General features: G+C 72.0%; 19 protein-coding genes and 3 pseudogenes. 9 read left to right on the top strand and 13 right to left on the bottom strand.

The annotated features are described in order from the left end of the window. Nucleotides 1-93: 93 nt before the first annotated feature. The 6 genes from AB5L52_RS30355 to AB5L52_RS30330 all read right to left on the bottom strand — a co-directional run bounded on the left by AB5L52_RS30355 (nucleotide 94) and on the right by AB5L52_RS30330 (nucleotide 6,252). Entirely contained in the window at nucleotides 94-1,458 is a 1,365-nt protein-coding gene (locus tag AB5L52_RS30355; protein ID WP_369367229.1) for an FAD-dependent oxidoreductase, read from the bottom strand. Between the two features lie 120 nt (nucleotides 1,459-1,578). After that, nucleotides 1,579-2,454, bottom strand: a complete 876-nt coding sequence (locus tag AB5L52_RS30350; protein WP_351020647.1) for a geranyl diphosphate 2-C-methyltransferase — start codon at nucleotides 2,452-2,454, stop codon at nucleotides 1,579-1,581. 113 nt (nucleotides 2,455-2,567) lie between these two features. Beyond that, nucleotides 2,568-3,266, bottom strand: a complete 699-nt coding sequence (locus AB5L52_RS30345) for a hypothetical protein (RefSeq protein WP_369367228.1) — start codon at nucleotides 3,264-3,266, stop codon at nucleotides 2,568-2,570. Nucleotides 3,267-3,292: 26 nt separating this feature from the next. Beyond that, nucleotides 3,293-4,726 (bottom strand): family 2B encapsulin nanocompartment shell protein, encoded by a 1,434-nt coding sequence (locus tag AB5L52_RS30340; protein WP_351020643.1) that lies wholly within the window; start codon nucleotides 4,724-4,726, stop codon nucleotides 3,293-3,295. Between the two features lie 285 nt (nucleotides 4,727-5,011). Then, a complete protein-coding gene (locus tag AB5L52_RS30335; RefSeq protein WP_351020641.1) occupies nucleotides 5,012-5,665 on the bottom strand; it encodes a DUF4360 domain-containing protein in 654 nt (217 codons plus the stop codon). 128 nt (nucleotides 5,666-5,793) lie between these two features. Continuing rightward, nucleotides 5,794-6,252 carry an Rrf2 family transcriptional regulator gene (locus AB5L52_RS30330; RefSeq protein WP_369367227.1) on the bottom strand — a complete coding sequence of 153 codons (459 nt, stop codon included), beginning with the start codon at nucleotides 6,250-6,252 and terminating at the stop codon, nucleotides 5,794-5,796. A gap of 76 nt (nucleotides 6,253-6,328) precedes the next feature. On the opposite strand from AB5L52_RS30330, the gene AB5L52_RS30325 reads away from it, so the two are divergent. Continuing rightward, complete coding sequence (locus AB5L52_RS30325; RefSeq protein ID WP_369367226.1) at nucleotides 6,329-9,283, top strand: beta-galactosidase; 2,955 nt, start codon at nucleotides 6,329-6,331, stop codon at nucleotides 9,281-9,283. Here AB5L52_RS30325 and AB5L52_RS30320 read toward each other — a convergent pair. From AB5L52_RS30320 to AB5L52_RS30305, 4 genes and pseudogenes are all read right to left on the bottom strand, one after another. After that, a complete protein-coding gene (locus AB5L52_RS30320; RefSeq protein ID WP_369367225.1) occupies nucleotides 9,270-10,784 on the bottom strand; it encodes an alpha-N-arabinofuranosidase in 1,515 nt (504 codons plus the stop codon). The two genes, AB5L52_RS30325 and AB5L52_RS30320, sit on opposite strands and share 14 nt — an antisense overlap. 91 nt (nucleotides 10,785-10,875) lie before the next feature. Further along, a pseudogene (locus tag AB5L52_RS30315) lies at nucleotides 10,876-11,539 on the bottom strand (carbohydrate ABC transporter permease); the annotation flags it as partial. After that, nucleotides 11,519-12,261, bottom strand: a pseudogene (locus tag AB5L52_RS30310) (carbohydrate ABC transporter permease); the annotation flags it as partial. The pseudogenes AB5L52_RS30315 and AB5L52_RS30310, both read right to left, overlap by 21 nt. A gap of 132 nt (nucleotides 12,262-12,393) precedes the next feature. After that, a pseudogene (locus AB5L52_RS30305) lies at nucleotides 12,394-12,966 on the bottom strand (ABC transporter substrate-binding protein); the annotation flags it as partial. A 233-nt stretch (nucleotides 12,967-13,199) separates the two neighbouring features. On the opposite strand from AB5L52_RS30305, the gene AB5L52_RS30300 reads away from it, so the two are divergent. From AB5L52_RS30300 to AB5L52_RS30290, 3 genes are read left to right on the top strand one after another with little or no spacing between them, the layout of a single operon-like run. Further along, nucleotides 13,200-13,826, top strand: coding sequence for a toxin-antitoxin system, toxin component family protein (locus AB5L52_RS30300; protein ID WP_351020633.1), 627 nt, complete (start codon nucleotides 13,200-13,202; stop codon nucleotides 13,824-13,826). Between the two features lie 2 nt (nucleotides 13,827-13,828). After that, nucleotides 13,829-15,073 carry an MAB_1171c family putative transporter gene (locus tag AB5L52_RS30295; RefSeq protein WP_369369003.1) on the top strand — a complete coding sequence of 415 codons (1,245 nt, stop codon included), beginning with the start codon at nucleotides 13,829-13,831 and terminating at the stop codon, nucleotides 15,071-15,073. Next, a complete protein-coding gene (locus AB5L52_RS30290) occupies nucleotides 15,066-16,469 on the top strand; it encodes an FAD-dependent oxidoreductase (protein WP_369367224.1) in 1,404 nt (467 codons plus the stop codon). The genes AB5L52_RS30295 and AB5L52_RS30290 overlap by 8 nt, the downstream gene beginning before the upstream one ends. 56 nt (nucleotides 16,470-16,525) lie before the next feature. Here AB5L52_RS30290 and AB5L52_RS30285 read toward each other — a convergent pair whose 3' ends face one another. Together AB5L52_RS30285 and AB5L52_RS30280 are read right to left on the bottom strand one after the other, a co-directional pair. Then, complete coding sequence (locus AB5L52_RS30285) at nucleotides 16,526-17,377, bottom strand: SMP-30/gluconolactonase/LRE family protein (protein ID WP_369367223.1); 852 nt, start codon at nucleotides 17,375-17,377, stop codon at nucleotides 16,526-16,528. Continuing rightward, on the bottom strand, nucleotides 17,374-18,147 hold the full coding sequence (locus AB5L52_RS30280; RefSeq protein WP_369367222.1) for an IclR family transcriptional regulator: 774 nt from the start codon (nucleotides 18,145-18,147) through the stop codon (nucleotides 17,374-17,376). The genes AB5L52_RS30285 and AB5L52_RS30280 overlap by 4 nt, the downstream gene beginning before the upstream one ends. A 119-nt stretch (nucleotides 18,148-18,266) precedes the next feature. Between AB5L52_RS30280 and AB5L52_RS30275 the strand changes: the two genes are divergently transcribed. Next, complete coding sequence (locus tag AB5L52_RS30275) at nucleotides 18,267-18,857, top strand: hypothetical protein (RefSeq protein WP_351020625.1); 591 nt, start codon at nucleotides 18,267-18,269, stop codon at nucleotides 18,855-18,857. Between the two features lies 1 nt (nucleotide 18,858). Here the strand turns inward: AB5L52_RS30275 and AB5L52_RS30270 are convergent, their stop codons facing one another. Then, nucleotides 18,859-19,689 carry an oxidoreductase gene (locus tag AB5L52_RS30270; protein WP_369367221.1) on the bottom strand — a complete coding sequence of 277 codons (831 nt, stop codon included), beginning with the start codon at nucleotides 19,687-19,689 and terminating at the stop codon, nucleotides 18,859-18,861. A gap of 108 nt (nucleotides 19,690-19,797) precedes the next feature. On the opposite strand from AB5L52_RS30270, the gene AB5L52_RS30265 reads away from it, so the two are divergent. Genes AB5L52_RS30265 through AB5L52_RS30250 form a run of 4 tightly spaced genes read left to right on the top strand, consistent with a single transcriptional unit; the run spans nucleotide 19,798 to nucleotide 24,200 of the window. Beyond that, nucleotides 19,798-20,769, top strand: a complete 972-nt coding sequence (locus tag AB5L52_RS30265; protein WP_369367220.1) for a LysR family transcriptional regulator — start codon at nucleotides 19,798-19,800, stop codon at nucleotides 20,767-20,769. Between the two features lie 7 nt (nucleotides 20,770-20,776). Further along, nucleotides 20,777-21,382, top strand: a complete 606-nt coding sequence (locus AB5L52_RS30260; protein ID WP_369367219.1) for an O-methyltransferase — start codon at nucleotides 20,777-20,779, stop codon at nucleotides 21,380-21,382. A 45-nt stretch (nucleotides 21,383-21,427) separates the two neighbouring features. Beyond that, a complete protein-coding gene (locus AB5L52_RS30255) occupies nucleotides 21,428-22,879 on the top strand; it encodes an acyl-CoA synthetase (protein ID WP_369367218.1) in 1,452 nt (483 codons plus the stop codon). Beyond that, nucleotides 22,872-24,200: a carboxyl transferase domain-containing protein gene (locus tag AB5L52_RS30250; protein ID WP_351020615.1), complete on the top strand. Its 1,329-nt coding sequence runs from the start codon at nucleotides 22,872-22,874 to the stop codon at nucleotides 24,198-24,200. The genes AB5L52_RS30255 and AB5L52_RS30250 overlap by 8 nt, the downstream gene beginning before the upstream one ends. Nucleotides 24,201-24,436 lie beyond the last annotated feature (236 nt).

Genomic DNA, 24,436 nt, shown 5'->3' with positions numbered 1-24,436 from the left:
GCCGGGCCACGGCGGCATGCCGACCGTGACCCGCGCGGTCTTCCCGAGCGGGTCACGGTCGACCGCCTCCCCCCGGCACCCGGCCGGCGTTCGTCACGTACGCCGGGGAGTGACCGTCAGGACCTTGAGGGCCACCTGGGGATGGAACAGCAGGGCCGGTGAGGCCACCATGTTCACCACGCGGACGAACTTCGTCCATACGGCCGCGTCCTTCACCGCCACACGGAAGAGCCGCATGTTGTACCAGTGGGCGAAGCGCGCGGCGAGGGACTGGCCGTCCGGGGTCCACATCAGGTCGGAGTTGGTGGACACCGTCCACGGCAGCAGCACCAGGCGGCCCACCTTCTTCTGGAATCCGCGGGCGAGGCCGTCCAGCCGGCCGGTCGCGCGGCACCGCTTCAGCATGCCCTGCAGCAGCTCCGCCTCCATCGCGGCGACCGTCATGCCCTGGCCGTAGACGGGGTTGAAGGCGCAGACGGAATCGCCGACGGCGAGGAGACGGTCCGGCCAGTCCTTCACGGCGTGGAAGGGCCGCCACTGGTTGTCGACGTTGGTGTAGCGACGGGTGGGCTCCTGGACGCTGCGCCGGCCGATGTGCTCGGCGAGGCGCGGGTTCCGCAGGCTCTCGGCGAACTCCACGTATCCCTTGTCGTCGGTCGGCGGCTGGTCCTCGAACCCGAACAGCGAGCAGGTCCACCGGTCGCGCTCCACGGCGAGCAGGACCCCGGCCCGGGGCACGCTCGGGGCGAACAGCATCTGGTAGGCGACGTAGTAGTCCGGGTGGCCGGGCTCGCTCGTGTGCGGCCGGTCGAAGTTCATCGACGTGTAGGTGACCTTGGCCTTCACGGTCCGTTTGGGCGGGACCGTGACCCCCATCGCGCCCAGCCAGTCGGTCAGGGAGCTGGCGCGTCCGGAGGCGTCGACGACCAGATCGGCGGCCAGCTCGAAGGGCTCCGGGGAGTCCGAGGGGTCCGTGTGCTGGGACTGGCACGTCACGCCGGTCACCCGGCCCGAGGAGTCCCGGGTCAGGCCCGTGCACTGGGTGGACGGCACCAGCGTGATCTGGGGCAGCGCGAGCACCTTGCGGCGCAGCCGGCGTTCCAGCTCGTCGCGGGTGAAGGTCTGGATGCGGACACCCGTGCGCTGCCGTGGCGCGAGTCCGACGGGCAGCAGGAAGTCGATGCCCTCCCCGTAGTCGAACACCGGTGCGCCCGCCGCTCGCAACTCCTCGCGCAGGCCCGGGAACAGCCGCTCCAGGATCTGCCCGCCCTTGGCGAGCATCGCGTGCGCGTGGTAGCCCTGCGGAGCGCCGGGATGGACGCCGGTGTCCTCGTCGACGGCGTCCCGTTCCACGAGGACGACCTCGCGGAAGAAGTCGGTCAGGACGCGGGCGGTCACCAGGCCCGCGTAGCTGCCGCCGACGACAACGGCCTTGCCCCAGGGGCGTTCTGCTCTCATCTCGTTTCCCATCCACCCAAGTCAACGGCACCGCCGAGAGCCCCGGCAGGGGCTCTGGATGCATCCGGGGAGCGCGTGCAGGCCCACGATCATGCGTCCACAGGCCTGCACGCCGTAACGTCAGATCCGGTCGGCCGCGATCAGGAGGTAGTGGAAGCTGCCTTCCTTGTAGGCGGTGAGGAACGGGTCCTCGATGCCGGTGGCCACGGAGGACTTGGCGCGCAGCTCCCAGTAGGGGATCGTGTCCGGGGTCAGGTCCACCACCTGGATCGGGACGAGGTCGTTCGCGGCGAGGGCCCTGAAGTACTCGCTGCGCGGGTGGATGTTGCAGGTGTAGTGCTCGTCGATCCGGCTGACGGCCTTGGAGCGCATGCCGGTGACGTCGTTGGAGCAGCCGGTGACGCAGACGTAGCGGCCGCCGTACTCCAGCAGGCGGGAGAACTCGGCGAAGAGCTCGAACAGGTCGACGTACATGGTCGTCTCGTTGGTCCAGATCGCCCGGCGCGATCCGGTCTCCAGCCGGGTGTCGAGCATGTTGCGGAAGTGGAAGCGGACCCTGTCCATCACCCCGCGCTGCTTCGCCTGCTCGTTGGCGAAGTCGACCTGCTGCTCGGAGATGCTGACGCCGTCCACATGGCAGCCGAAGCGCTCGTTGGCCATGAAGCTGGTGCCGCCGCGGCCGGAGCCGGCGTCCAGCAGCCGGTCGTCCGGCGTGAGGGTGCCGAGGTGGTCGAGGAGCACCTCGGCCTGTGCCGACTCCAGGCGGTGCATTTCCTCGATGATGCGCTGGTCGCGGGTCTCGGGCGGGCCGGCGAGGACCGACGGGTCCCATTCGCCGAGGCCGTAGTGGTGGTGGTAGAGGCCGTCGACCTCGCCGAGCTTGATGTTGACGGGGTCCTTCTCCTTGTTCCAGTACTCCGCGACCGACTTCTGGTAGTCGGTGCGCAGGACATCACGCATGGCGATGCGTTCCATCTGGGTGGAGATCTTGGACATGGGGGTTCCTTACGTGGGACTGAGGTGGGGGATGCGCGCAGTGGACGCGGCTCGGGGTCGGGCGGCCTTCGCGGCCTCGTGCGACGCGGCAGAGCTGGGCTCGTGCCGGTGCGTCAGGAACTCCCGGACGGGCGGGGGGTGTCCGGACACCCGTCCGCGGTGACGGACCGCCCCGGATCGGTCCCCGTCTCCTCGGCCTCCCGGCGGGGCTCGGCGGCGGTGGTACGGAGGTCTGCCGCCGGGGTGGCCTCGCCGGTGCGGACGACTGCCCCGGGTGCGCCGTAGCCGGTGCAGACGGCTGCCGCCGGGGTGGCCTCGCCGGTGCGGACGGCTGCCGCCGGTGCGCCGAAGCCGGTGCGGACGGCCGCCGCCGGTGCGCCGTAGCCGGTGCGGCCGAGGGCCGCCGCCGAGACGCCCAGCCCGGTGGGGCCGGTCGGAAAACCGACCCGGGACGGGCCCGCGCTCACCGGTGCCTGCCCGGCCGCCACCGCTTGCCCCGGCTCCGGCGGCCGCACCGCCTCCGTCGCCTGCCCGGCCGTCGGCAGCGGCGGCCGCAGCGCGTCCGTGCCTGCGCGGTGCTGGGCGGCCGCCGTACCGAAGGGGATGTGGGCCGCCGACGTGCCCAGCCCCGTGGGACCGGGCGGCAGGGCCGGGGCGACGGAGCCGGCCCCTGACGGGGACCCGGACTCGGGTCCGGCGGCCCGGGACCCGGAGTCGGGTCCGGTGGCCGGGGGGCGGGGCGAGGGGGAGGTACCGGTCGGCAGCAGGGTCCGTACCAGGCCCGCCATGTCGTGGGTCCCGGTGGGGGCCATTCCCCGGGAGAACAACGACACCGTCGTCAGCTCCCGTTCGTGCGGGCGATCTCGACGTTCTCCAGGACGCCGAGGGCGTCGGGCACCAGGACGGCGGCCGAGTAGTAGGTGCTGACCAGGTACGAGATGATCGCCTGATCGCTGATGCCCATGAAGCGGACGTTCAGGCCGGGCTCGACCTCGTCCGGGATGCCGGTCTGGTACAGGCCGATGACGCCCTGGTCGTCCTCGCCGGTACGCATGGCGATGATCGACGTCGTGCCCTGCTCGCTGATCGGGATCTTGCTGCACGGCAGCAGCGGCACCCCGCGCCAGGCGGGCAGGTGGTTGCCGTTCAGTTCGATGCCGCCGAAGTAGATGCCCCGCTTGTTGCACTGGCGGCCGAACGCGGCGATCGCCTTGGGGTGGGCGAGGAAACAGCGGGTCTTGCGCCGCATGCTCAGCAGCTCGTCCATGTCGTCCGGGGCCGGCGGGCCCGAGAAGGTGGAGATCCGCTGGTCGAAGTCGGCGTTGTTGAGCAGGCCGAACTCCTCGTTGTTGATCAGCTCGTGCTCCTGCCGCTCGCGCAGCGCCTCGATGGTCAGCCGCAACTGCTGCTGCGTCTGGTTCATCGGCTCGTTGAAGAGGTCGGCGACCCGGCTGTGCACCCGCAGCACGGTCTGCGCGACGCTCAACTCGTACTCTCGCGGGGTGAGTTCGTAGTCGGCGAAGGTCTGCGGCAGGGTCTCCTCGCCCACGTGCCCGGAGGAGAGCAGGATCTCCGCCTCGCCCGACTTGCTCAGCTTGCGGTGTCCGTTGGAGCTGATCTGCTGTACATGCCTGCGCAGCGCCTCGTGCCGGTCGGCGACCGCCTTGTACGCCGACAGCGGCAGGGCGAGAACCGTGGTGGCGGTCGCCGCGCGGGCCGTGAAGTCCCACTTCTTGGCCTGCCCGGACATCACCCGGCCGCCGAAGGTGTCCCCGTCGGCCAGCAGTCCGATCACGGCCTCGTCGCCGTACGGCCCCTCGCCGATCTTCTCCACCTTGCCGTGCGCGATCAGGTACACCTGGTCGGCCTTGCGGCCCTCCTGCACGATGATCTGGCCCGGAGCGAACTCCTTCTGCACGAACTTGTCGGCCAGCGCGCCGAGCACGTCGGCGTCCGTGAAGCCGCGCAGCAGCGGCAGTTCGCCCAGTTCGGCGGGGATCACCTGGACCTTCGAGCCGGTCTTCACGAAGGTCACCCGGCCGTCGCCCACGGTGAACGACAGGCGGCGGTTGACCCGGTACGTCGCGCCGGGCACGTTCACCCAGGGGAGCATGCGGCTCGCCCAGCGGGAGGTGATGCCCTGCATCTGGGGTTCGGACTTGGTGGTGGTGGCGAGATTGCGCGCCGCAGCGGTGCTGAGGCTCTGCTGCTCGCGCTGCTGCTGCTCGGACTCCGGGCCGGCCGCCGGTGCTGTCATGGTGTCGAGGGGCATGGCTCTACCTCGTCTTTCACGGCACGTAGGGACGCAACGACCTGTTGCCGTCACGCTGCGTACACAGAGGTATCAGAGCCTCGCTTACGTTGAGTAACCAAATTGGGGGCGCGCGAAGGCAGTCCGCAGGCTCACCCTGCGCCCCTCGCGCGCCCCCGACGCGCATCACTGCTGGTCTAACGTTTCCTCAGGTCAACCGATGGATGACGGTTCACCGGCGAGAATCGACAAGAGCCGGCAAAGGTCACCGCCTACTCGGAGTGACCGGCGTGGCGGATCGTCGCCCTACTTGCTCGGGCAGTCCTTCCACGCCAGGTGGTACACCGTGCTGATGTCGCCGTCCGTCGAGTCCATCGTCATGAAGCTGACCTTGTCGGCGGAGGTGGTGCCCGCGTTCACCCGCAGCTCGGTGTTGATGTTGAAGTTGCGCAGGACCCCGCAGGGCGCCCAGACCAGCTGGGCCCAGTCCGTGCTGTCGGTGGCCTCCCAGTTGTCCTTGAAGGGGCTGCTGAAGGGGTGGCTCTTGGGCACGGTCTGCGAGGAGCCCTGGAAGTAGTACGAGGCCTTCTGCGTGGCGCTCGCGCCGGGCTGGAGCGAGAGGAAGCCGCGGTAGTCGGCGCTGGCGATGGCGTAGGTGAAGCCCTGCGGGACGTGGACCACCAGGTTGAGCTGGCAGTTCTTGCGGAAGGCCGTGGGGTCGGAGTTGCCGCCGGCCTGGGCCAGGTAGTTGCTGTAGGTCACCGTGAAGGCGGTGTTGTCCGGTGAGACGGCGACCGCGGCGGTGCCCTCGGGGCAGCCGGAGCCGTTCACCGTCGCCACATCGATGACGATCTTGTCCGGGGGCGGGTTGTCGATCGGGCCGCCGGCGGGTCTCTGGGCGGGTATCGCGGTGGAGAGCAGCGCCGCCACGGCGCCGCTCAGGAGGAGTCCACCAGCCATGGTTTCTCCCATAGTCGGGTGTGGGGGGTCTGTGTGCAGCCTGTGAAGCGTTCGCATCGTAGGAAGCCCCGCTCACTCCCGGGAGAGTCAACTCCGGCCATTCACAACCGGCCGTTCACACCGGCCCCCTACGGGTTCTCCCAGGCCTCCGGTTCCGCCGCGAGGGCCCGGACGGGCTCCGGCAGGGCGCCCGCCGCGAGGTCGGCGAGGGTGACGCCCTCCAGGATCCGGCGGACGTTCGCGCGCAGCGCGATCCACAGGGGGAGCAGGGGCTGTGCGGTGCCGGTGTAGGCGAGGCCCGTCGGGCGTTCCCCGCGGACCGACACGATCGGGCCGTCCACGGCCCGGATCACATCCGCGACCGTGAGGCCGGTCGCGTCCCGCGCCAGCCGGTAGCCGCCACCACCGCCCCGCCGGCTGTCGACGATCCCGGCCCGCCTCAGGTCACCCAGGATCCCTTCCAGGAACTTGTGCGGGATGCCCTGCACGGCGGCGATTTCCTCCGCTTTCACGGGGCCGATACCCTGCCGTACGGCCAACTCCAGTACCGCCCGTACCGCGTAATCCGCCCGTGCCGAGATCCTCATGAATCCATTGTGGGGCGTCGCCGCAGGGAGAATGGCCCTCGCCCGCGCCCCGTAAGATCGCCCGGGAGGATCCACCTTGGCGCTCAGCAGACGTACTTTCAGCGCCCTGGCCGGCTCGACCGCCCTGGGGCTCGCCCTGGGCGGCAGCGACGGCACCGGGGCACCCTCGGCATACGCGGCGCGCAGCGTGCCGACCGGCCCGGCGCCGGCCCCGCCGAGCGCCGACGGCGAGCGGCACACCATCGGGTACGACCGGTACTCGCTGCTCGTGGACGGCAGACGGCTGGTCGTGTGGTCCGGCGAGATGCATCCCTTCCGGCTGCCGAGCCCGTCCCTGTGGCGGGACGTCCTGCAGAAGATGCGCGCCCACGGCTACAACGCGGTGAGCATCTACGTGGCCTGGAACTACCACTCCCCCGCACCCGGCCGCTACGACTTCACCGGTGTCCGGGACCTGGACCTGTTCCTGCGCATGGCCGCCGAGACCGGCCTGTACGTCATCCTGCGGCCCGGCCCGTACATCAACGCCGAGGTGGACGGCGGTGGCTTCCCCGGCTGGCTGACCGCGACGAAGGGCACGGCCCGGACGGACGACCCGACGTATCTGGGGCACGTCGACGCCTGGCTGACCCAGGTGAACCGGATCGCCCGCAGGCACCTGTTCACCCAGGGCACCGGCACGATCCTGCTGTACCAGATCGAGAACGAGTACGACGCCCACACCGACCGGACCGGCCGGGCGTACATGTCCCATCTGTACAAGAAGGTGCGGGCGGACGGCATCGACGTACCGCTGTTCCACAACGACAAGGGGCGGGGCGGCTACTGGACGCCCGGGTCGTTCGACACCGGCGGCGAGAAGGGCGGCTGGCTGTACGGGTTCGACGGGTATCCGTCGCCCGCGCAGACGCCGCCGGACTGGGGGACGTTCGGGCCCGGCGGGGCGAAGGGCGGGGCCGGTGCCTCGCCGTCCACGCCCGGGTTCGTGCCCGAATTCGGCGGCGGCTGGTTCGACCCGTGGGGCGGCGCCTGGTTCGACGGCAAGGGTTACGCCGAGTCACGGCGCACCCGGGACGCCGCCTACGAGCGCCGCTTCTACCTCACCAACCTCGCCAACGGCCTCACCCTGCACAACGTGTACATGACCTTCGGCGGGACCTCCTGGGGCTGGCTGCCCGCGCCGGTCGTCTACACGTCCTACGACTACGGCGCCGCCATCGACGAGGCCCGCAACGTCACCGAGAAGATCGCGCCGATGCACCAGCTCGGCCATCTGCTGCAGCGCGTGCCCGACTTCGCCAAGCTGGACCGGGCGGCGGAGGTGAAGGCCGCGGGCCTGAAGGTCTACCACCTGACCAACCCGGACACCGGCGCGCATGTCTACGTCGCCCGCAACGACGGCACGGACGCGGTCACCACCGATCTGCCGACCGACGCCGGCCGGTTGCGGATCACCGTGCCCGGCAAGGACGCCAGGCTGCTGACGACCGGGCTGAAGCTGGGCCGGCGGACCCTTGAGTACTCCACCGCCGAGCCCGTGCTGTGCGTGACGGCGGGGCGGCAGGACATCGCGCTGTTCTCGGGCCGCAGCGGCGAGATGACCGAGCTGGTGCTGAAGTGCCAGACCGAGCCGGACGTCATGCGGCTCGACCCGGAGGCCGCCTGGGCCTTCGACGGCGCCGACGCGCTGCATGTGAACGCGCCGCTCGGCGAGGGCGGACTGACCCGGGTGCTGGTGCAGAAGGGCGACACCGAGACCCCGCTGCTGCTGCTCTTCGCCGACGACCTCACCGCCGCACGCGTGTTCCCGTACGACACCCCGTCCGGGACCCTGCTGGTGTACGGCCCGGCGCTGCTGCGCCATGTCGAACTGCGCGGCTCCGAGGTCCACTTGACGGGTGACGTCACCGACACGACGAGCGTGGAGGTGTGGGGACCGCGCGGCATCGACACGCTGGTGTGGAACGGGCGCACCCTGCCCACCCGGGTGACCCTGTCCGGCAGCCTGATGACCACCAAGATGCTGCCCGCCGCCCCCGAGGTGAAGCTGCCCGAGCTGGGCGGCTGGCGGATGCGCAGGGAGAACCCGGAGGTCGGGCCCAGCTTCGACGACTCGGGCTGGCAGGCTGCGGACAAGAAGACGTCGTTCAGCACCACGCCCGTCCCCGACGGCGGGCCGGTCCTCTTCGCCGACGACTACGGCTTCCACTACGGAGACGTCTGGTACCGCGGCTCCTTCACCGACTCCACCGGCCTGGAGGAGCTCTCGCTCGCCTACAGCACCGGCACCCAGGGCCTGTTGATGGCGTGGCTGGACGGCGAGCCGCTGGGCACGCACCGGATGCCGGTGCCGGACAGGAACACGACCACCAGGCAGGGGACTTGGACGGCGACGGCCGCCTTCCCCGTCCGGGAGGCGCTGCGCTCCCCCGGCCGGCATGTGCTGTCCGTGCTCGTCCGGCGCATGCAGCACGACCAGGACGGCAAGGGCCTCGACACCCACAAGGCGGCCCGGGGTCTGACGGCAGCCTCCTTCAAGGGGGCTTCCCCGACGGTGAGTTGGCGGATCCAGGGCGAGGGCACCCCGGATCCCGTCCGCGGCCCGATGAACAACGGCGGGCTGTACGGAGAGCGGGAGGGCTGGCATCTGCCCGGCTTCCGGGACCACGACTGGGAGGAGGCGAGCTTCCCGCGCGCCGCCCGGTACCAGGGCGTGACCTGGTACCGGACGGCCTTCCGCCTCTCGGTCCCGGCCGACATCGACGCCTCGATCGGCCTGACCCTTCAGGACGACCCGTACCGGGCCTACCGTGCCCAGATCTTCCTCAACGGCTGGAACATGGGCCAGTACATCAACAACGTCGGCCCGCAGCACACCTTCGTCCTGCCGAACGGCGTCCTGCGCACCCGGGGCACCAACACCCTCGCGCTGGCGGTCCTGTCGGAGTTCACCACGCTGTCCGGACCGGGGACCGTACGTCTGACGCTGCTCGGCCGGGCGACCGGCGGGCTGCCGGTCACGCCAGTCTGATCACGTTCCAGGACAGCGGCTCCAGTACGGCGGTGAGGGTGCCGTCCGCCAGGGCGGTGCCCTCGACCGGGTGCGGGGCGACCCGCTCGGGGTCGTCGAGGGTGTTACGGGCGTCGGGGTCGGCGTCGGCGAGCGCACTGTGCTCGGTGACTCTCGTCAACTCCATTCCGCTGAGGGTGACTTCGAGGGGCAGGGCGTCCGTACGGCTGCGGTTGACGGCGAACACGGTGACCGTGCCGTCGGCGGCGCGGACGGCCGTGGCGTGCAGCAGGTCGGTCTCGCCGTACTTCTCCGTCTCGTACGTCGGCGAGTCCACCCGTACGTCGAGCACCTCGCCCCGGCCGTACTTCGAGGCCTGCGCGAACGGGAAGAACGTCGTCTGCCGCCAGGCCGGGCCGCCCGGCTCGGTCATGATCGGGGCGATCACGTTGACCAGCTGGGCGAGGCAGGCGATGGTGACGCGGTCGGCGTGCCGGAGCAGGGCGATGAGGAGCGAGCCGAGGACGACGGCGTCCGTGACGCTGTAGTTGTCCTCCAGCAGACGGGGCGCCTCGGGCCAGTCGGACGGGTCGAGGCTCTCGGCGTACTCCTGCCAGCGGGAGAGATACCAGACGTTACACTCGTCGAAGGAGAGGTTGATCTTCTTCTTGGACTTGAGCCGGGCGCCCACGTGGTCGACGGTCGCGATCACGTTCTCGATGAAGGACTCCATGTCGACGGCCGAGGCGAGGAAGGAGTCCAGGTCGCCGCCCGTGGGCTCGTAGTAGGCGTGCAGCGAGACGTGGTCGACCAGGTCGTACGCCTCCTGCAGGACGGTCGCCTCCCACTCGGCGAAGGTGGGCATGGCCTGGCTGGAGGAACCGCAGGCGACCAGTTCGACGCCGGGGTCCGCCTGGCGCATCGCCCGTGCGGTCTCGGCGGCGAGCCGGCCGTACTCGTGGGCGGTCTTGTGTCCGGTCTGCCAGGGCCCGTCCATCTCGTTGCCGAGGCACCACAGCCTGATCCCGAAGGGTTCCTTGTCGCCGTGGGCGGCGCGGAGGCCGGAGAGGGCGGTGCCGGCGGGGTGGTTGGCGTACTCCTGCAGTTCGAGGGCTTCGGCCACGCCTCTCGTCCCGAGGTTCACGGCCATCATGGGTTCGGCCTGGGGGCCGAGCTTCCTGAGGAAGGCGATGTACTCGGAGAGACCGAACCGGTTCGTCTCGGTGGAGTGCCAGGCGAGGTCGAGGCGGCGGGGGCGGTCCTCGACCGGGCCGACCGAGTCCTCCCACCGGTAGCCGGAGACGAAGTTGCCGCCCGGGTAGCGGATGACGGTGACACCGAGTTCACGGACGAGGTCCAGCACGTCGGTCCGCAGGCCCTCGGCATCGGCTGCGGGGTGCTCCGGCTCGTAGATGCCGGTGTAGACACAGCGGCCGAGGTGTTCGACGAAGGAGCCGAAGACACGTGCGCTGACTTCGCCGATGGTGAAGGCGGGGTCGAGGGTGAAACGGGCGGGGTGCATGGGCGCCTTCCGGGGAGGGGTGCGGGTATTTCGTCGGCGGGTGCGGGTGATGCGTGGTCTCTCGCGCTCACGCGGCGGTGGCCGCACCGGGTCACTGGCCGGCCAGGCCCGTGTGGGCCACGCCCCGGACGATCCGGCTCTGGAAGAAGACGAAGACGACGATCAGCGGCAGACCCGCCATCAGGCCGCCCGCCATGAGCTGGGGCCAGACGATGCCGAAGGCGTTCTGCACGGTGGCGATGCCGTTGAGCATGGTCATCAGGTCGGGATTGTTGGTCACCATGTAGGGCCACAGGAAGTTGTTCCACGAGGCGATGAAGGTGAAGATCCCCACCGCCGAGAGGGAGGGCTTCGACAGCGGCAGGACGATCGTGAAGAAGATGCGCCATCTGCCCGCGCCGTCGATGAAGGCCGCCTCCTCCAGCTCCTTCGGGAGCGACTGGAAGAACTTGTAGAGGATGTAGACCATCGCTGCCGGGGCGCACTGGGGCAGGATCATGCCCCAGTAGGTGTCGACCATGCCGAGCGACTGGACGGTGCTGAAGAGAGGCACGCCGAGGATCGCCGGGGAGAACATCAGGCTGGCCATGGTGACGGCCATCAGAGCGCGCTTGCCGCGGAACTCGGTGCGGGCGAAGCCGTGTCCGGCGAGGGCTGCCCGGGATCCAGTGGGGTGAACTGACCGATTCCGTAGGTGGCTTGAGGGAGGTGGACAGGGCCCAGACCAGCGGGGCGAGCCAGATCAGGGAGAGGGCGGCGGCCGCGATGATGACGAACAGGACAAAGGAGATCGCGGAGGCGTAGCCCACGCGGTAGCTGGTGTAGCCCTCTTCGAGGGTGTAATGCGCGAACGTGCGCGTCGAGTCCTCCGGCCCCGGACCGAACTGGTACATCACCACCGCCTGGTCGAAGACCTGGAGCGAGGCGAGGATCTGGAGCGCGACGAGCAGGCCGGTGATGTTGCGCAGGTTGGGCACGGTGATGTGCAGCATCCACTGGAAGGCGCCCGCTCCGTCCAACTCGGCCGCTTCGTACACGTGGTTGACCATGACGTTGGTGGGCTGGAACAGCCACCGCCACAGGTTGCCGACGACCGCCGAGAGGAGGAAGGGCGCGAAGAAGCACAGCCGCCACAGCCACGTGAAGTGGACGGTGTGATGGGCGATGAGCGCCATCAGCAGGGCCACCACGACGATCAGCGGGACGACCCAGAGCGTGAACTTCACGCTGTACCAAAGGGAGGACCAGACCAAGGGGTCCTTGAGGGCCTCGCGGTAGTTGGCGAGGCCGACGAAGCCGGTGTGATCGCCGGAGATGTTGGCGTCGGTGAAGCCGAGGTAGAGGCCGCGGACGACGGGGAGAAGGACGAACAAGCCGTAGAGGACGAAGAACGGGGTCACGAACCAGCCGCCGTGCTGGAAACGGCGCCCCATCGCACCCGGGCGGAGTCGGCCGCGGCGGCCTCGCGGGCGTGCAGCGCACCCGTCGTGGACAGGGTCGTACTGCTTCTCCAGCTCGGACTTCATACGGCGGGCTGCCTGGGCGGGCTTGGCGGAACCGAGGTTGAAGGAGGCGATGACCGGGCCCAGGCGCTGGGCGAGGATGCCGGAAACCACTCGTCGGTGGAGGCGGCGGAGGGGAGTCGGCCGTCCCCGTCCAGCAGTCCGGCCTTCCTGCAGACGTCCCTGCGGTAGAAGCAGTACTGGACGTGGATGTCGAGGGGCAGGCCGTAGAGCTTGCCGCCGACGATGCCGCGCTGCCACAGGACCGGGTTGAAGTCGGCTTCGTGGACGCCGTACCGGGCGAGGAGGTCGGCGCCCCAAGGGTCGAGGAGGCGCCCGGGGGCGAAGCCCGGGATGTGGCCCTGGCACATGACCGCGAGGTCGGGGGCGCGGTTGCCGGCTGCGGCCATGGCGAGCTTGGTGTAGTAGGGGCCGCCCCAGGTGAGGGTCGAGTCCTTGACCGCGATGCCGGGGTGCGCCGTGTGGAAGGCGTCGACCATCGCGACCTGGTTGGTGCCGTCGCCGCCCTGGAAGAGGTTCCAGTAGCGGACGCGGGTGCGTGCGCCGGCGGCGAGTGCGTCGGCTCCGGTGCCGAGTGCGGCGAAGCCGAGGCTCGCGGCCACCGCCGTTCCGCCTGCCGCTGTGAGCAGTTGTCTGCGATGCAGGCCGGGTTGCCCCATACCTTGCCCCCACCGTTCCGAGATGATCGAAATATCGAATAGCACTCGCAACTTCGAACGGGACCGTAGATTCGAAGCGCTTCCGCGTCAATGGGTCGGACGCAAGCTCCTGGGGCGGACCCACGCCCATAAGGCCGTTCACGGTTGAACGACGCTCGCGGATCGCATGACGCGAACACACCCAGGCGCGTACCCTCGGACGGGCTCTACAGCGGCGGTCAGAAGGGGGAGGCATGGGCATCGCGGGCGCGCGTGAGCGGGCGGCACGCCTGACCGCACGACTGCGGGGCTCCCGTCCCGGCTCGGCGATGCGCTCACTGGCCGGCGACCTCGCCGCCGCCATCCACGCCCGGCCCTCGGCGCCCGACGGCGTACGGGAGGTGTGCCGGGCCCTGTGCGAGGAGATGAGCACGCGGCGCGGCGGACGCCCGGTCGAGCTGCGCTTCGAACGCTTCCCGGACGAGATCGAAGTCACCGGGCTGTGGGTGGAGTTCGCCGACTTCGACCTGGTGATCGTGGAGGAGCGGGCCGAGGCCGTGCAGCAACTGGTCATCCTGGGCCATGAGTTGTGGCATCTGCACGCCGGGCACCGGCACCACCACCTGGCTGGGGACGCGGCGGCCCGCGCACTCGCCGACGCGCCGGGCTGGCGGGACATGCCCCTCACGGTGGCCGCCCGCAACGGCTCCCGGGAGGCCGACGAGGCCGAGGCGGACGACTTCGGGCACCGCCTGGCCGCCCTGTTCCGGCCCCACCTCGCCGGCTCCGGCACCGGCGCCCCGCAAGGCCGGGCGCAACGTTCTCTCAGCCCGGTGCAACGGACCCTCGGCTATCGCGGAGGAGGAGGGGAAACGCCGTGACACTGGCGCTCGATGCCTCGACCCTGGCGGTCCACTCCCCGCAATCCCTCGGCGACGTCTCCGTCTCCTTCTGGATCCCCACGGCCGTCCTGACCGCCGCTCTGGCGATCAAACTGCCCAGCATCATCAAGATGTGGCGGGACCCGATGCTGCGCGCCGTCGGCGGTCTGCTGCTGTTCGCCTGCGCGGTGTTCGTCTTCGCGTCCCCGCGGACCATCGCCTGGACCAACCGGGTCACCGGGGTCCCGAACATCTCGGCGCCCTGGGTGTACTCCCTGCTCACCGCGCTCTGCGCGTCCTGGCTGCTGCTGATCATCGCCTGGCGCAACGGCCGCTCCGACCGCTCGGCCCAGACCCGCCGGGTGACCCGCTGGGTGGTGTCCGTCTACGCAGGTGTGGTGGTCGCCCTGTGGGTGCTGTTCGCGCTCGCGGACGTGCCCGTGGAGCGGCTGCGCGACCTCGACACCTACTACGCCAACACCCCCTTCATGCGCGAGGAGATCCTGCTCTACCTCGTCGCGCACACCGTGGCCTGCTCGATCACAGCCCGGCTGATCTGGAACTGGATCCGCACCGACGGCCTCGACGCCTGGCTGCGCTGGGGGCTCGGGCTGCTGGGCGTCGGCTACGCCACGAACCTGTTCTTCGACGCGGCCAAGCTGACCGCCGTCGCGGCCCGGTGGACCGGGCACGACCTGGACTGGCTGAGCACCGATGTGGCCCCGGCGGGCGCGTGTGTGTCCGCCACCCTGGTCGCGGTGGGCTTCATCGTCCCGCACGTCGGCCAGTATCTGCACGAGCGCTGGAACGTCCGGCTGCGCCACCGCTCCCTGGGCCCGCTCTACCAGCTGATGCGCGCGGTCACGGGCGAGCGCGAGCCCTTCGCCCCGCACGCCCCCGCCGAACTGCGCCTGATCCGCCGCGAGACCTTCATCCGCGACGCCCTGCTGCAACTGTCCCGGCACCTGGACGAGGACCTGCGCGCCCGCTCGTACGAGTCCGCCCTCGCCCTCGGCTTCTACCCCGACCGGGCCAGGGCCCTCGCCGCCGCCGTGACCCTGCTGGACGCGGCCGGCGGTGCGCGGCCGGCCCGGGCCGACGGCGCCGAGGCCGCGTCCGGTCCCGACACGGCGTATCTGCTCCAGGAGATCCAGGCCGTGTCCCAAGCCCTCCGCCACCCCGACGACATCATGGCGGTACGCGCCGGCGCGGCCGCCCCGGCAGAGAGCGTGCCCGCGCATGACTGACCGCCCCTCCCCCATAAGAACCGCCGTCGTGCTGGGGGGATCCCACACCGGCATGCTCGCGGCCCGCGCGCTCGCCGACTGTGCCGACCGGGTCGTGGTCGTCGAACGCGACGCCCTGCCCACTGGCCCGGAACCCCGCAAGGGGCTGCCGCAGGCCCGGCACGCGCACATGCTGTGGTCGGGCGGGGTACGGGCCGTGGAGCAGTTGCTGCCGGGCATCACCGAGGCGCTCCAGGCCGCCGGGGGGCGCCGGCATCCGGTGACCACGGGCGTGGTCGCCCTCTCCGCGCAGGGCTGGTTCCGCCGCTGGCCCGAGTCCCACCATGTGATCCTGGCCGGCCGGGACCTGCTGGACGCCACCATCCGCGCACAGGTCCTCGCCGATGCGCGGATCGACCTCGTCGACCGCACCGAGGCTCTCGGCCTCACCGGCACCGACACGGCGGTCACCGGCGTACGGCTGCGGACGCGGGACGGTGCCGAGCACACCCTCGCCGCCGGCCTCGTGGTCGACGCCACCGGGCGCGGATCCCGGGCCACACGGTGGCTGGCCGACCTCGGGCTGCCCGCGCCGGAGCACCGGGAGATCGACCCGGGCGTGGTTTATGCCAGCCGTCTCTACCGGGCCCCCGAGGCGACCTGGGACAGCTTCCCCGTGATCAATGTGCAGCCCGATCCGCACGACGACGGACCGGGCCGGTCGGGCTTCCTGCTGCCCATCGAGCAGGGCCGGTGGATCGTCACCCTGTCCGGCACCCGGGGCGGCGAACCCTCCGCCGCGAACGAGGCCTTCCTCCCCTTCGCCCGGGAGCGGCTGCGCCATCCGCTGCTCGGCGAACTGCTGGAGAGCGCCGAGCCGCTGTCCGACGTGTCGGTGACCCGCTCCACCGTCAACCGGCGGCACTTCTTCGAGCGGATGCCGGTGTGGCCCGAGAACTTCACCGTCCTCGGTGACGCGCTCGCCGTGTTCAACCCGGTCTACGGCCACGGTCTGGCGGTCGCCGCGCAGAGCGCGGTGCTGCTCCGCGAGGTGATACGGCGGCACGGCCGGGGCACGCCGGGGCTGGCGCGCCGGGTGCAGCGGGCGGTCGCCCGGCCGGTCCGCGCGGCCTGGGACCTGGCCCTCGGCCAGGATGTGTTCTACCCCGGCGCGACGGCCTCCGGCCCCACCGTGCGGGACCGGCTGCTGTCCGCCTACGTCGGCCGCCTGCTGTACACCGCGACGGGCAACGGCCGCGTGGCCCGCCGGGTGACCGACGTGACGTCTCTGGAGCGGGGCGCGGAGGTGTTGCTGACGCCGAGTGTGCTCCTCGCCGCCGCGGTGGGGCCGCTGAGACCCCCCTTGGCGGGGCCGCCGCTGACTGCGGAGGAGCGGAAGGCCGCGGGGGTTCTTTAGGCCGTTGCCGGGTGCGGGTGCGTCGTGGCCGGTCACGCGGTTCCGCGCGCCCCCGGTCAGCCCTTGAACGCCGGTTGGGGCAGGCCCTGGCCCGCGTCCGGGATCACGAGTACCGAACCCGACAGGGGGTGCGGGGAGCGCAAGCCGGTGCGGGCTGTCGTGACGTACAGGTCGGTCAAGGCGGCGCCGCCGAATGCGCAGGCGGTCGTGCGTGGCGTCCTCTGCAGCGAGATCTCCCGGTCCAGCTCGCCGGACGGCGTGTAACGGCGCACCGCTCCCCCGTCCCACAGCGCCACCCACACGCATCCGTCCGCATCCACCGTCAGACCGTCCGGGAAGCCCGCGCCCTTCTCGATCTCCGCGAACGGCCGCCGGTCATGGACCCGTTCGCCGTCGTGGTCGAAGACGTCCACGCGGCGGGTCGGGCTGTCGACGTAGTACATGAGGCGGCCGTCGGGGCTCCAGCCGGTGCCGTTGCTGACGGTGGCTTCGGAGAGGATCGTGCGCGCCGTGCCGTCGCCGGTCAGCCGGGTCAGTGTGCCGCCGCCCGGTGCCTCGTCGTAGCGCATCGTGCCCGCCCACAGCGAACCGTCGGGCGCCACGGCGGCGTCGTTGGCGCGGCGGCCCGGGACGGGCTCGTGGTGCAGCCAGCGGAAGGTGTCGTCGGGGTCCAGCAGGCCGACGCCGTCGCGGAGGTTGAGCACCAGTCCGCCGCCCTCGCGGGGCTTGGCCGCGCCCACGTGCTGCTCCGTCGTCCGCACCGTGCGCCGGCCCGTGCCGGGGTCGTAGGTGTGGATGCGCATACCCAGGATGTCCAGCCAGATCAGCCGGCCCGTCGCCGGATCCCAGGTCGGGCCCTCGCCCAGCTCCGCCGCCGCCCGTACCGCGACCTCGTACCGGCCGCTCATGCCACGCCCCGGTGGCCCAGCCGCTCGGACAGCTCCGCCGCGCCCTTCGCCGCGAGCTGCTCCAGCTCGGCCCGGCGCTCGTCGCTCCAGCGGATCATCGGGACCGAGATGGAGAGGGCGGCAACGACCTGGCCGGTGCGGTCGCGCACCGGGGCCGCCACACAGCTCACGTCCGGGTTGGACTCGCGGCTCTCCACCGCCATGCCCCGCTGCCGGATCCCGGCCAGGGCCTCGCGCAGCGCGGCGGGGTCGGTGATGCTGTTGGGCGTCATCGCGGCCAGCTCGGCGTCGTCCGGGATCCGCGCCGCCAGCTCCTGCTCCGGCAGCGAGGCCAGCAGCATCTTGCCGACCGAGGTGCAGTGGGCCGGCAGCCGGCGGCCGGCGGCCGAGACCATGCGGACGGCGTGCGTGGAGTCGACCTTGGCGATGTAGATGACGTCCGTGCCCTCGAGGATCGCCACATGGACCGTCTCGTCGCAGGTCTCGGCGACCGAGCGGGCCACCTGCTGGCCCTCGGCGGCCAGGTCGAGCTGCTCGGCGTAGCGGCTGCCGAGCTGGTACGGGCGTACGCCGAGCCGGTAGCGTCCGGGCTGGCCCGGCACGGGCACGATGTACGAGCGTGCGGCGAGCGTGGTGACCAGCTCGTGCACGGTGGTGCGCGGCAGCTGGAGCTTGCGCACGATGTCGGGGGCGGAGAGCGTCCCGTCTCCGTCGAGGAACAGCTCAAGAATATCGAGAGCCCGGGTCACGGCAGGCACGAGGCGTCCCACGTCCGGCCCCCTCCCTTGGGTCTAAGCGCCCGTTCGACAGCTCGATGTCGAGATGTTCGAGATATCAACAGGCGATCGGCATGACGAACACAGGCTAATCATGGGGAGGTGCGCGGGCAATGGTCCGGAGCACGCCGGGCACCATGAAGGGCATGTATGTCGACTTCCAGCTGGTGCTGCTGCGCCGCATGGCCGACCACAACCCGGATCTCGTCGAGGACGCCCGGCGCTCGCTCGGCGCCTCGATCGCCGACATGCGGGAGGCCAACAAGCGTTGGCAGGCGATGGTCCGTTCACCGAGGTCCCGGTCCGCCGCCGCCCGGTACCGCTCCGTCCTCGGCGAGCCGGAGTCCGTCGTCCCGCGCCGGCTCGGGGACGTCGACTGCGAGGCCCGCCACTGGGCCCTGCCCCTCTGGCCCGACCTGCGCTTCGAGGTGCTGGTCGGGCCGGACGGCGCGGTCTGGAACGAGTGGCTGGTACGGGCACCGGGCGCCCCGGCCCCGCGGCTGGAGACCCTGGACGACCTCGTCCCCTGGTCCTGCACGGTGGACGAGGCCGCCCGCGCCTTCGCCCCGGCCCGCCCGCTGGAGGGCACCGCGCCGACCCGGTGGGGGCTCGCCTTCACCGCACCCGGCCCGGACGGCGTACGGCACGAGGTGACCGCCGAGTTCACCTGGGGGCTGCTGCAGCGGACGGCCGTGATCACCTAGCTCAGGCGTCGAAGGCCGTCGCCCGGGTGCGCTTCTCCCAGGCGGTGATGTCCTCGCGGACCTGGTCGAGGTGGGCCAGGACGGCGCTCACGCCGTCGTCGCCGAGGGGCAGGCGCAGCGGGGTGTGCTCCGCCTCCAGCGCGGCCAGGATGAGGGCTGCCGCCTTGGCCGGGTCGCCGGGCTGGCTGCCCTGGCCGCCTGCGACCGAGCCACGGGTCTCGGCCACCCTGGCGTACGCGCCGGTGTCGGAGCTGACCCCGGCACGGCCGGTGTCGAACAGCGAGGTCCGGAACGCGCCCGGCTCGACGATCAGCACCTTGATGCCGTACTCCCGCACCTCGTCCACGAGCGCCTCGGACAGGCCCTCCAGGGCGAACTTCGTCGCGCTGTACGCCCCGAAGCCCGCGAAGGACATCTGCCCGCCCATGCTGCTCATCTGCACGATCGCGCCCGAGCGCCGCTCCCGCATCTGCGGCAGCACCGCCCGGACGAGCGCCGCCGGTCCGAAGAAGTGCAGGTCGAACAGGGCGCGCAGCTCGGCCTCGGTGGTCTCCTCGACGGCGCCGACATGGGTGCGGCCCGCGTTGTTGACCAGCACGTCGATCCGCCCGTGCCGGGCCACGACGTCCCGGACCGCCGAATCGATCGCGGCCAGGTCGGTGACGTCCAGACGCAGCGCCTCCACCTGGTCGGGGTGAGCCGCCACCAGGTCGTCCAGGGCCTCCGGACGCCGGGCCGCGCCGACCACCACATCACCGGCGGCTACGGCCGCCTCGGCGATCGCCCGCCCGAAACCGCTGCTCGCCCCGGTCACCAGCCATACCTTGTTCATCGCAACTCCCCGTCGCTCTCGTCTCGTTCGCCCCATCGGGTGCGACACGAACAAGACTGCTGCCGGATGCCGTTGCCCGTCCAAGACCCTCGGTGATAGCCAACGGTTATGACGATGGACGTCCACGCTCGTGATCTGCGGTACTTCGTCGCGGTCGCCGAGGAGCTGCACTTCACCCGGGCCGCCGAGCGTCTCTATGTCTCGCAGCCGGCGCTGAGCAAACAAATCCGGGCGCTGGAGCGGCAGTTGGGGACGGAACTGTTCCGGCGCGATCAGCACGGGGTGGCGCTGACGGCGGCGGGCGAGGCACTGCTGCCGCACGCCCGCGCCGTCCTGTCGGCATGGGAGGCGGGCGCGGCGGCGGTGGAGGCGGCCAAGGCGGCCCAGCGCAGCACGCTGGTGGTGGGCATGAGCACCAGTCCGGGCCGGGGCGGGCTGCTGCCGGCCATCCGCTCCCGGTTCACCGCCGCGCACCCGCGGGTCACGGTGCGGCTACGGCAGATGAGCTGGGACGATGCGACGGCGGGCCTGGCGGACGGCTCGACGGACGTCGCCTTCGTCTGGCTGCCGCTGCCGGACGAGGAGCGCTACGCCTGGACGGTGGTCGCCGAGGAACCGCGCCTGCTCGCCCTGCCGGAGACGCACCCGCTGGCCGCCCGCACCGAGCTGGACTTCACGGACGTCCTGGACGAGCCGTTCCTGGCGCTGCCGGAGAGCGCGGGCCGGCTGCGGGACCACTGGCTCGCACTGGACGCCCGCGCCGGCCGGCCGCCCCGGATCGGCGCGGAGATCTCCGGGGCGGAGGAGACGTACGAGGCGCTGGTGGCGGGCCTCGGGCTCTGCCTGGTGGCCGAGGGCAACGCGCCCCTGATCACCCGGGGCGGGGTGGTCACCCGCCGGGTCCGGGGCATCGGCCCGAGCCGGTATGCGCTGGCCTGGCGGCGGGAGGACCGCGGCCGCCCGCTCGTACGAGCGTATGCGGAGGCGTGCCGGGCGACGACGCAGCCGCAGGACGACACATCACGGCACCCCCCTGGCGTGCAGCATCCCGCCGCCGAAGAACGTCGCGGCCCGGTGTGAACCGACCATGACCACCGACGGCACCGCGGCCCACACGACCGTAACCGGCCTCCCGCCCCTCGTACGGTCCGCGCTCACCGCCGCCCGGACCCACCGCTTCCCGTACTCCTGCCGCCCCGAACAGGGCGGCCTGCTGCGCGTGTTGGCGGGCGGGGCGCGGGCCCGCATCGGGGAGACCGGGACCGGACTCGGGGTGGGCCTGGCCTGGCTGGTCTCGGGCGCGGCGCCGGGGGTGCGGCTGTACAGCGTGGAGCGGGATCCGGAGCGGGCGCGGGCCGCCGCCCAGGTGTTCGCGGGGCGCCCGGAGGCCGCCGTGCTCACCGGCGACTGGCGCCGGATCGAGGAGTACGGGCCCTTCGACCTGCTCGTTCTCGACGGGGGCGGGCAGGGCAAGGCACCCGGCGATCCGCCCGCCGACGTCGAGCGGCTGCTCGTGCCCGGCGGGACGGTCGTCGTGGACGACTTCACCCCGGCGACCGGCTGGCCGCCGCTGCACGAGGGCGAACCGGACCGGGCCCGGCTGCACTGGCTGGAGCATCCCGCGCTGCACGCGACGGAGCTGCGGCTCGCACCGGACCTGAGCGTGGTCGTCGGCTCCAGGCTCCTGGTGTAGGAAGGTGCCGAACGGTCCCCACCGCGAGTGTTAGGAGTGCCCCGCGTGTCCTCCCTCTTTCCCGCTCTGACGCACGGTCCGGGTGAACGGATCGCCCTGCGGTTCGGTGCCCGGTCGTTGACGTACGGCGAGCTCGCCGGGGCCGCCGGTGCGCTCGCCGCCCGGCTGCGCGGCACGGGCCGCGTCGCCGTGTGGGCCACGCCCGAACTGGAGACGGCCGTAGCGGTGACGGGCGTCCTGCTCGCCGGGGCGGCCGCGGTGCCGCTGAACCCGAAGTCGGGCGAGAAGGAACTCGCGCACATCGTCTCCGACAGCGCGCCGACCCTGGTGCTGGCCCCACCGGGTGCCGAACTCCCCTCCGCGCTCGGCACGTTGGAGCGGCTGGACGTCGACGCGGCCGCCGCCCCCGGTGCCGTACCCGGCGAGACCGCCGCCGACGGGGACCCGGCGCTGATCGTCTACACCTCCGGCACCACCGGCCCGCCCAAGGGCGCCGTCCTGCCCCGCCGGGCCCTCACCACCACCCTGGACGCGCTCGCCGACGCCTGGCAGTGGACGGCCGAGGACGTACTGGTCCACGGGCTGCCGCTGTTCCATGTGCACGGGCTCGTGCTGGGCACCCTCGGCCCGCTGCGGCGCGGCGGCAGCGTCCGGCACCTCGGCCGGTTCTCCACCGAGGGCGTGGCCCGGGAGCTGACCGCCGGCGCGACCATGCTGTTCGGGGTGCCGACGATGTACCACCGCATCGCCGAGGCGCTGCCCGAGGACCCGGAGCTGGCCAAGGCGCTCACCCGGGCCCGGCTGCTGGTGTCGGGCTCGGCGGCGCTGCCCGTGCACGACCACGAGCGGATCGCGGCGGCGACCGGGCGAGGCGTGATCGAGCGGTACGGCATGACGGAGACGCTGATGAACACCAGTGTGCGGGCCGACGGGGAGCCGCGCGCCGGGACCGTGGGCGTGCCGCTGCCCGGCGTCGAGCTGCGGCTCGTGGAGGAGGACGGGACGCCGATCGGCGCGTACGACGGGGAGAGCGTCGGCGAGATCCAGGTACGCGGGCCGAACCTGTTCACCGAGTACCTGAACCGGCCCGACGCCACGGCCGCCGCGTTCACCGCCGACGGGTTCTTCCGCACGGGGGACATGGCGGTCCGCGAGCCCGACGGATACGTCCGGATCGTCGGACGCAAAGCCACCGACCTGATCAAGAGCGGCGGTTACAAGATCGGGGCCGGTGAGATCGAGAACGCGCTGCTGGAGCATCCGGGGGTGCGGGAGGCGGCGGTCACCGGGGAGCCGGACGCGGACCTGGGCGAGCGGATCGTGGCCTGGATCGTCCCGGCGGACACGGAAGTCCCGCCCGCCGCCGAGGAGTTGGCGGACCACGTGGCCCGCCGCCTCGCCCCGCACAAGCGCCCACGCGTCGTCCGGTACCTGGGTGCCCTCCCCCGCAACGACATGGGGAAGATCATGAAGCGGGCGCTGGTGGCCGATGCCTGAGCGGCTGTCGGCCCGGGAGATCCTGGCCCTGGTCGCGGACGAGGCGACCTTCGGCGAACTGCCCGGCAGAATAAGGGAACCGAAGACGGACGGCCCCCTCGACTGGCAGGGCTACGACGCCTCCCGCGCCCGTGCCACGGCCCGCACCGGCGAGGAGGAGTCGGTCGTCTGCGGCACCGCGCGCGTCGGGGGCACCCCGGCCGTGCTGATCGCCTTCGAGTTCGGCTTCCTCGGCGGCTCGCTGGGCGAGCGCACCGGTGACCGGCTGGAGGCGGCGTACCACCACGCCCGCGCCCACCAGCTCCCGGTCGTGCCGTTGATCGCCACCGGCGGCAGCCGGATGCAGGAGGGCATGCTCGCGCTGAGCCAACTCCAGCGGGTGGCCCGCGAGTCGGCGCTCACCCGGGAGGCCGGTCTGCCGCAGATCGCGGTCCTGCGGGACCCCACGACAGGCGGCGGCTGGGCCACCCTCGGCGCGGGCGCCGACGTCGTCCTGGCCCTGCCGGGCGCCCAGGTGGGCTTCGCCGGTTCCCGGGTCCGGCCCCCGGACGCCGACCCGGCGGCCTACACCGCCGAGGGACAGGTGGCGGTGGGGTCGGCGGACATGGTGGTACGGCCCGCGGAACTGCGGGAGACACTGGGGCGGTGGCTCAGGCTGCTCACCACGCCGGCACAGGAGGCCCCCGCACCAGCCGCCCTCGGCGCCGGTGGCCTGCCCGCCACCGGCTGGGCAGCCGTCCGCCGCGCCCGCTCCCCCGAACGCCCCCGCGCACAGGCCTACTTGGACGCCTACTTCACCCATCGCCTCGACATCGGCGGTGACCGGTGCGGCGGTACGGATCCCGACGGCATGCTGTGCGGGTTCGGTGAGCGGGACGGTCGTACCGTGGCCTACGCGGCGCAGACCGGGGCGGCGACCCGGCCCGCCGGATACCGGACCGCGACCCGGCTGATCCGGCTCGCGGACCGGCTCGACATCCCGGTGCTGACACTGGTGGACACCCCGGGCGCGGCCAATGACGCCGAGGCGGAGCGGCAGGGAGCCGGGGCCGCGATCGCCGAGGCGTTCGGGGCGGTGGCGTCCGCCCGGGTACCGATCACCACACTCGTCATCGGCGAGGGCGGCTCCGGCGGAGCGCTCGCGCTGGCCGCGCCCGGCAACACCTGGGCCACCCCGGACAGTTACTTCTCGGTGATCGCCCCGGAACTGGCGGCGGCCATCCTCAAACGCCCGAAGGACGAGGTCGAGGCGACCGCGGACCAGCTCCGCATCCGCCCACAGGATCTGGTGGAGCTGGGGGTGATCCAGGGCATCGTATGAACCCCGAACCGCCCATGAGCGCGGCCGGGCCGGGTCCGCCGCGTGCACCGTGGCCCTTTACCTCTTCCGCGCGCCGAACGGAGCCCGGGACGCGCCCGAAGCCGCGAAGAACCCCCGTTCGGCGGCACCCCGCCCGGCCCCCTCCAGCAGGCGTCCGCCGGTGTGGCGGGCTCAGGATGCTGGGAGAGGCCCGCCAGCCGGCCGGGCGCACCAAGGCCCGTGCACCGGGAGGATCG

The organism is Streptomyces sp. CG4, assembly GCF_041080655.1.
GTDB lineage: Bacteria > Actinomycetota > Actinomycetes > Streptomycetales > Streptomycetaceae > Streptomyces.
The sequence above is the reverse complement of the archived record's forward strand: the minus strand, read 5'-3'. Positions and strand labels throughout refer to the sequence as shown.

What these genes read in the sequence shown, in the direction of transcription:
- AB5L52_RS30355 (WP_369367229.1), bottom strand. Translation starts at nt 1,458, where the DNA reads ATGAGAGCAGAACGCCCCTGGGGCAAGGCCGTTGTCGTCGGCGGCAGC.
- AB5L52_RS30350 (WP_351020647.1), bottom strand. Translation starts at nt 2,454, where the DNA reads ATGTCCAAGATCTCCACCCAGATGGAACGCATCGCCATGCGTGATGTC.
- AB5L52_RS30345 (WP_369367228.1), bottom strand. Translation starts at nt 3,266, where the DNA reads ATGGCCCCCACCGGGACCCACGACATGGCGGGCCTGGTACGGACCCTG.
- AB5L52_RS30340 (WP_351020643.1), bottom strand. Translation starts at nt 4,726, where the DNA reads ATGCCCCTCGACACCATGACAGCACCGGCGGCCGGCCCGGAGTCCGAG.
- AB5L52_RS30335 (WP_351020641.1), bottom strand. Translation starts at nt 5,665, where the DNA reads ATGGCTGGTGGACTCCTCCTGAGCGGCGCCGTGGCGGCGCTGCTCTCC.
- AB5L52_RS30330 (WP_369367227.1), bottom strand. Translation starts at nt 6,252, where the DNA reads ATGAGGATCTCGGCACGGGCGGATTACGCGGTACGGGCGGTACTGGAG.
- AB5L52_RS30320 (WP_369367225.1), bottom strand. Translation starts at nt 10,784, where the DNA reads ATGCACCCCGCCCGTTTCACCCTCGACCCCGCCTTCACCATCGGCGAA.
- AB5L52_RS30300 (WP_351020633.1), top strand. Translation starts at nt 13,200, where the DNA reads ATGGGCATCGCGGGCGCGCGTGAGCGGGCGGCACGCCTGACCGCACGA.
- AB5L52_RS30290 (WP_369367224.1), top strand. Translation starts at nt 15,066, where the DNA reads ATGACTGACCGCCCCTCCCCCATAAGAACCGCCGTCGTGCTGGGGGGA.
- AB5L52_RS30285 (WP_369367223.1), bottom strand. Translation starts at nt 17,377, where the DNA reads ATGAGCGGCCGGTACGAGGTCGCGGTACGGGCGGCGGCGGAGCTGGGC.
- AB5L52_RS30275 (WP_351020625.1), top strand. Translation starts at nt 18,267, where the DNA reads ATGGTCCGGAGCACGCCGGGCACCATGAAGGGCATGTATGTCGACTTC.
- AB5L52_RS30270 (WP_369367221.1), bottom strand. Translation starts at nt 19,689, where the DNA reads ATGAACAAGGTATGGCTGGTGACCGGGGCGAGCAGCGGTTTCGGGCGG.
- AB5L52_RS30265 (WP_369367220.1), top strand. Translation starts at nt 19,798, where the DNA reads ATGACGATGGACGTCCACGCTCGTGATCTGCGGTACTTCGTCGCGGTC.
- AB5L52_RS30260 (WP_369367219.1), top strand. Translation starts at nt 20,777, where the DNA reads ATGACCACCGACGGCACCGCGGCCCACACGACCGTAACCGGCCTCCCG.
- AB5L52_RS30250 (WP_351020615.1), top strand. Translation starts at nt 22,872, where the DNA reads ATGCCTGAGCGGCTGTCGGCCCGGGAGATCCTGGCCCTGGTCGCGGAC.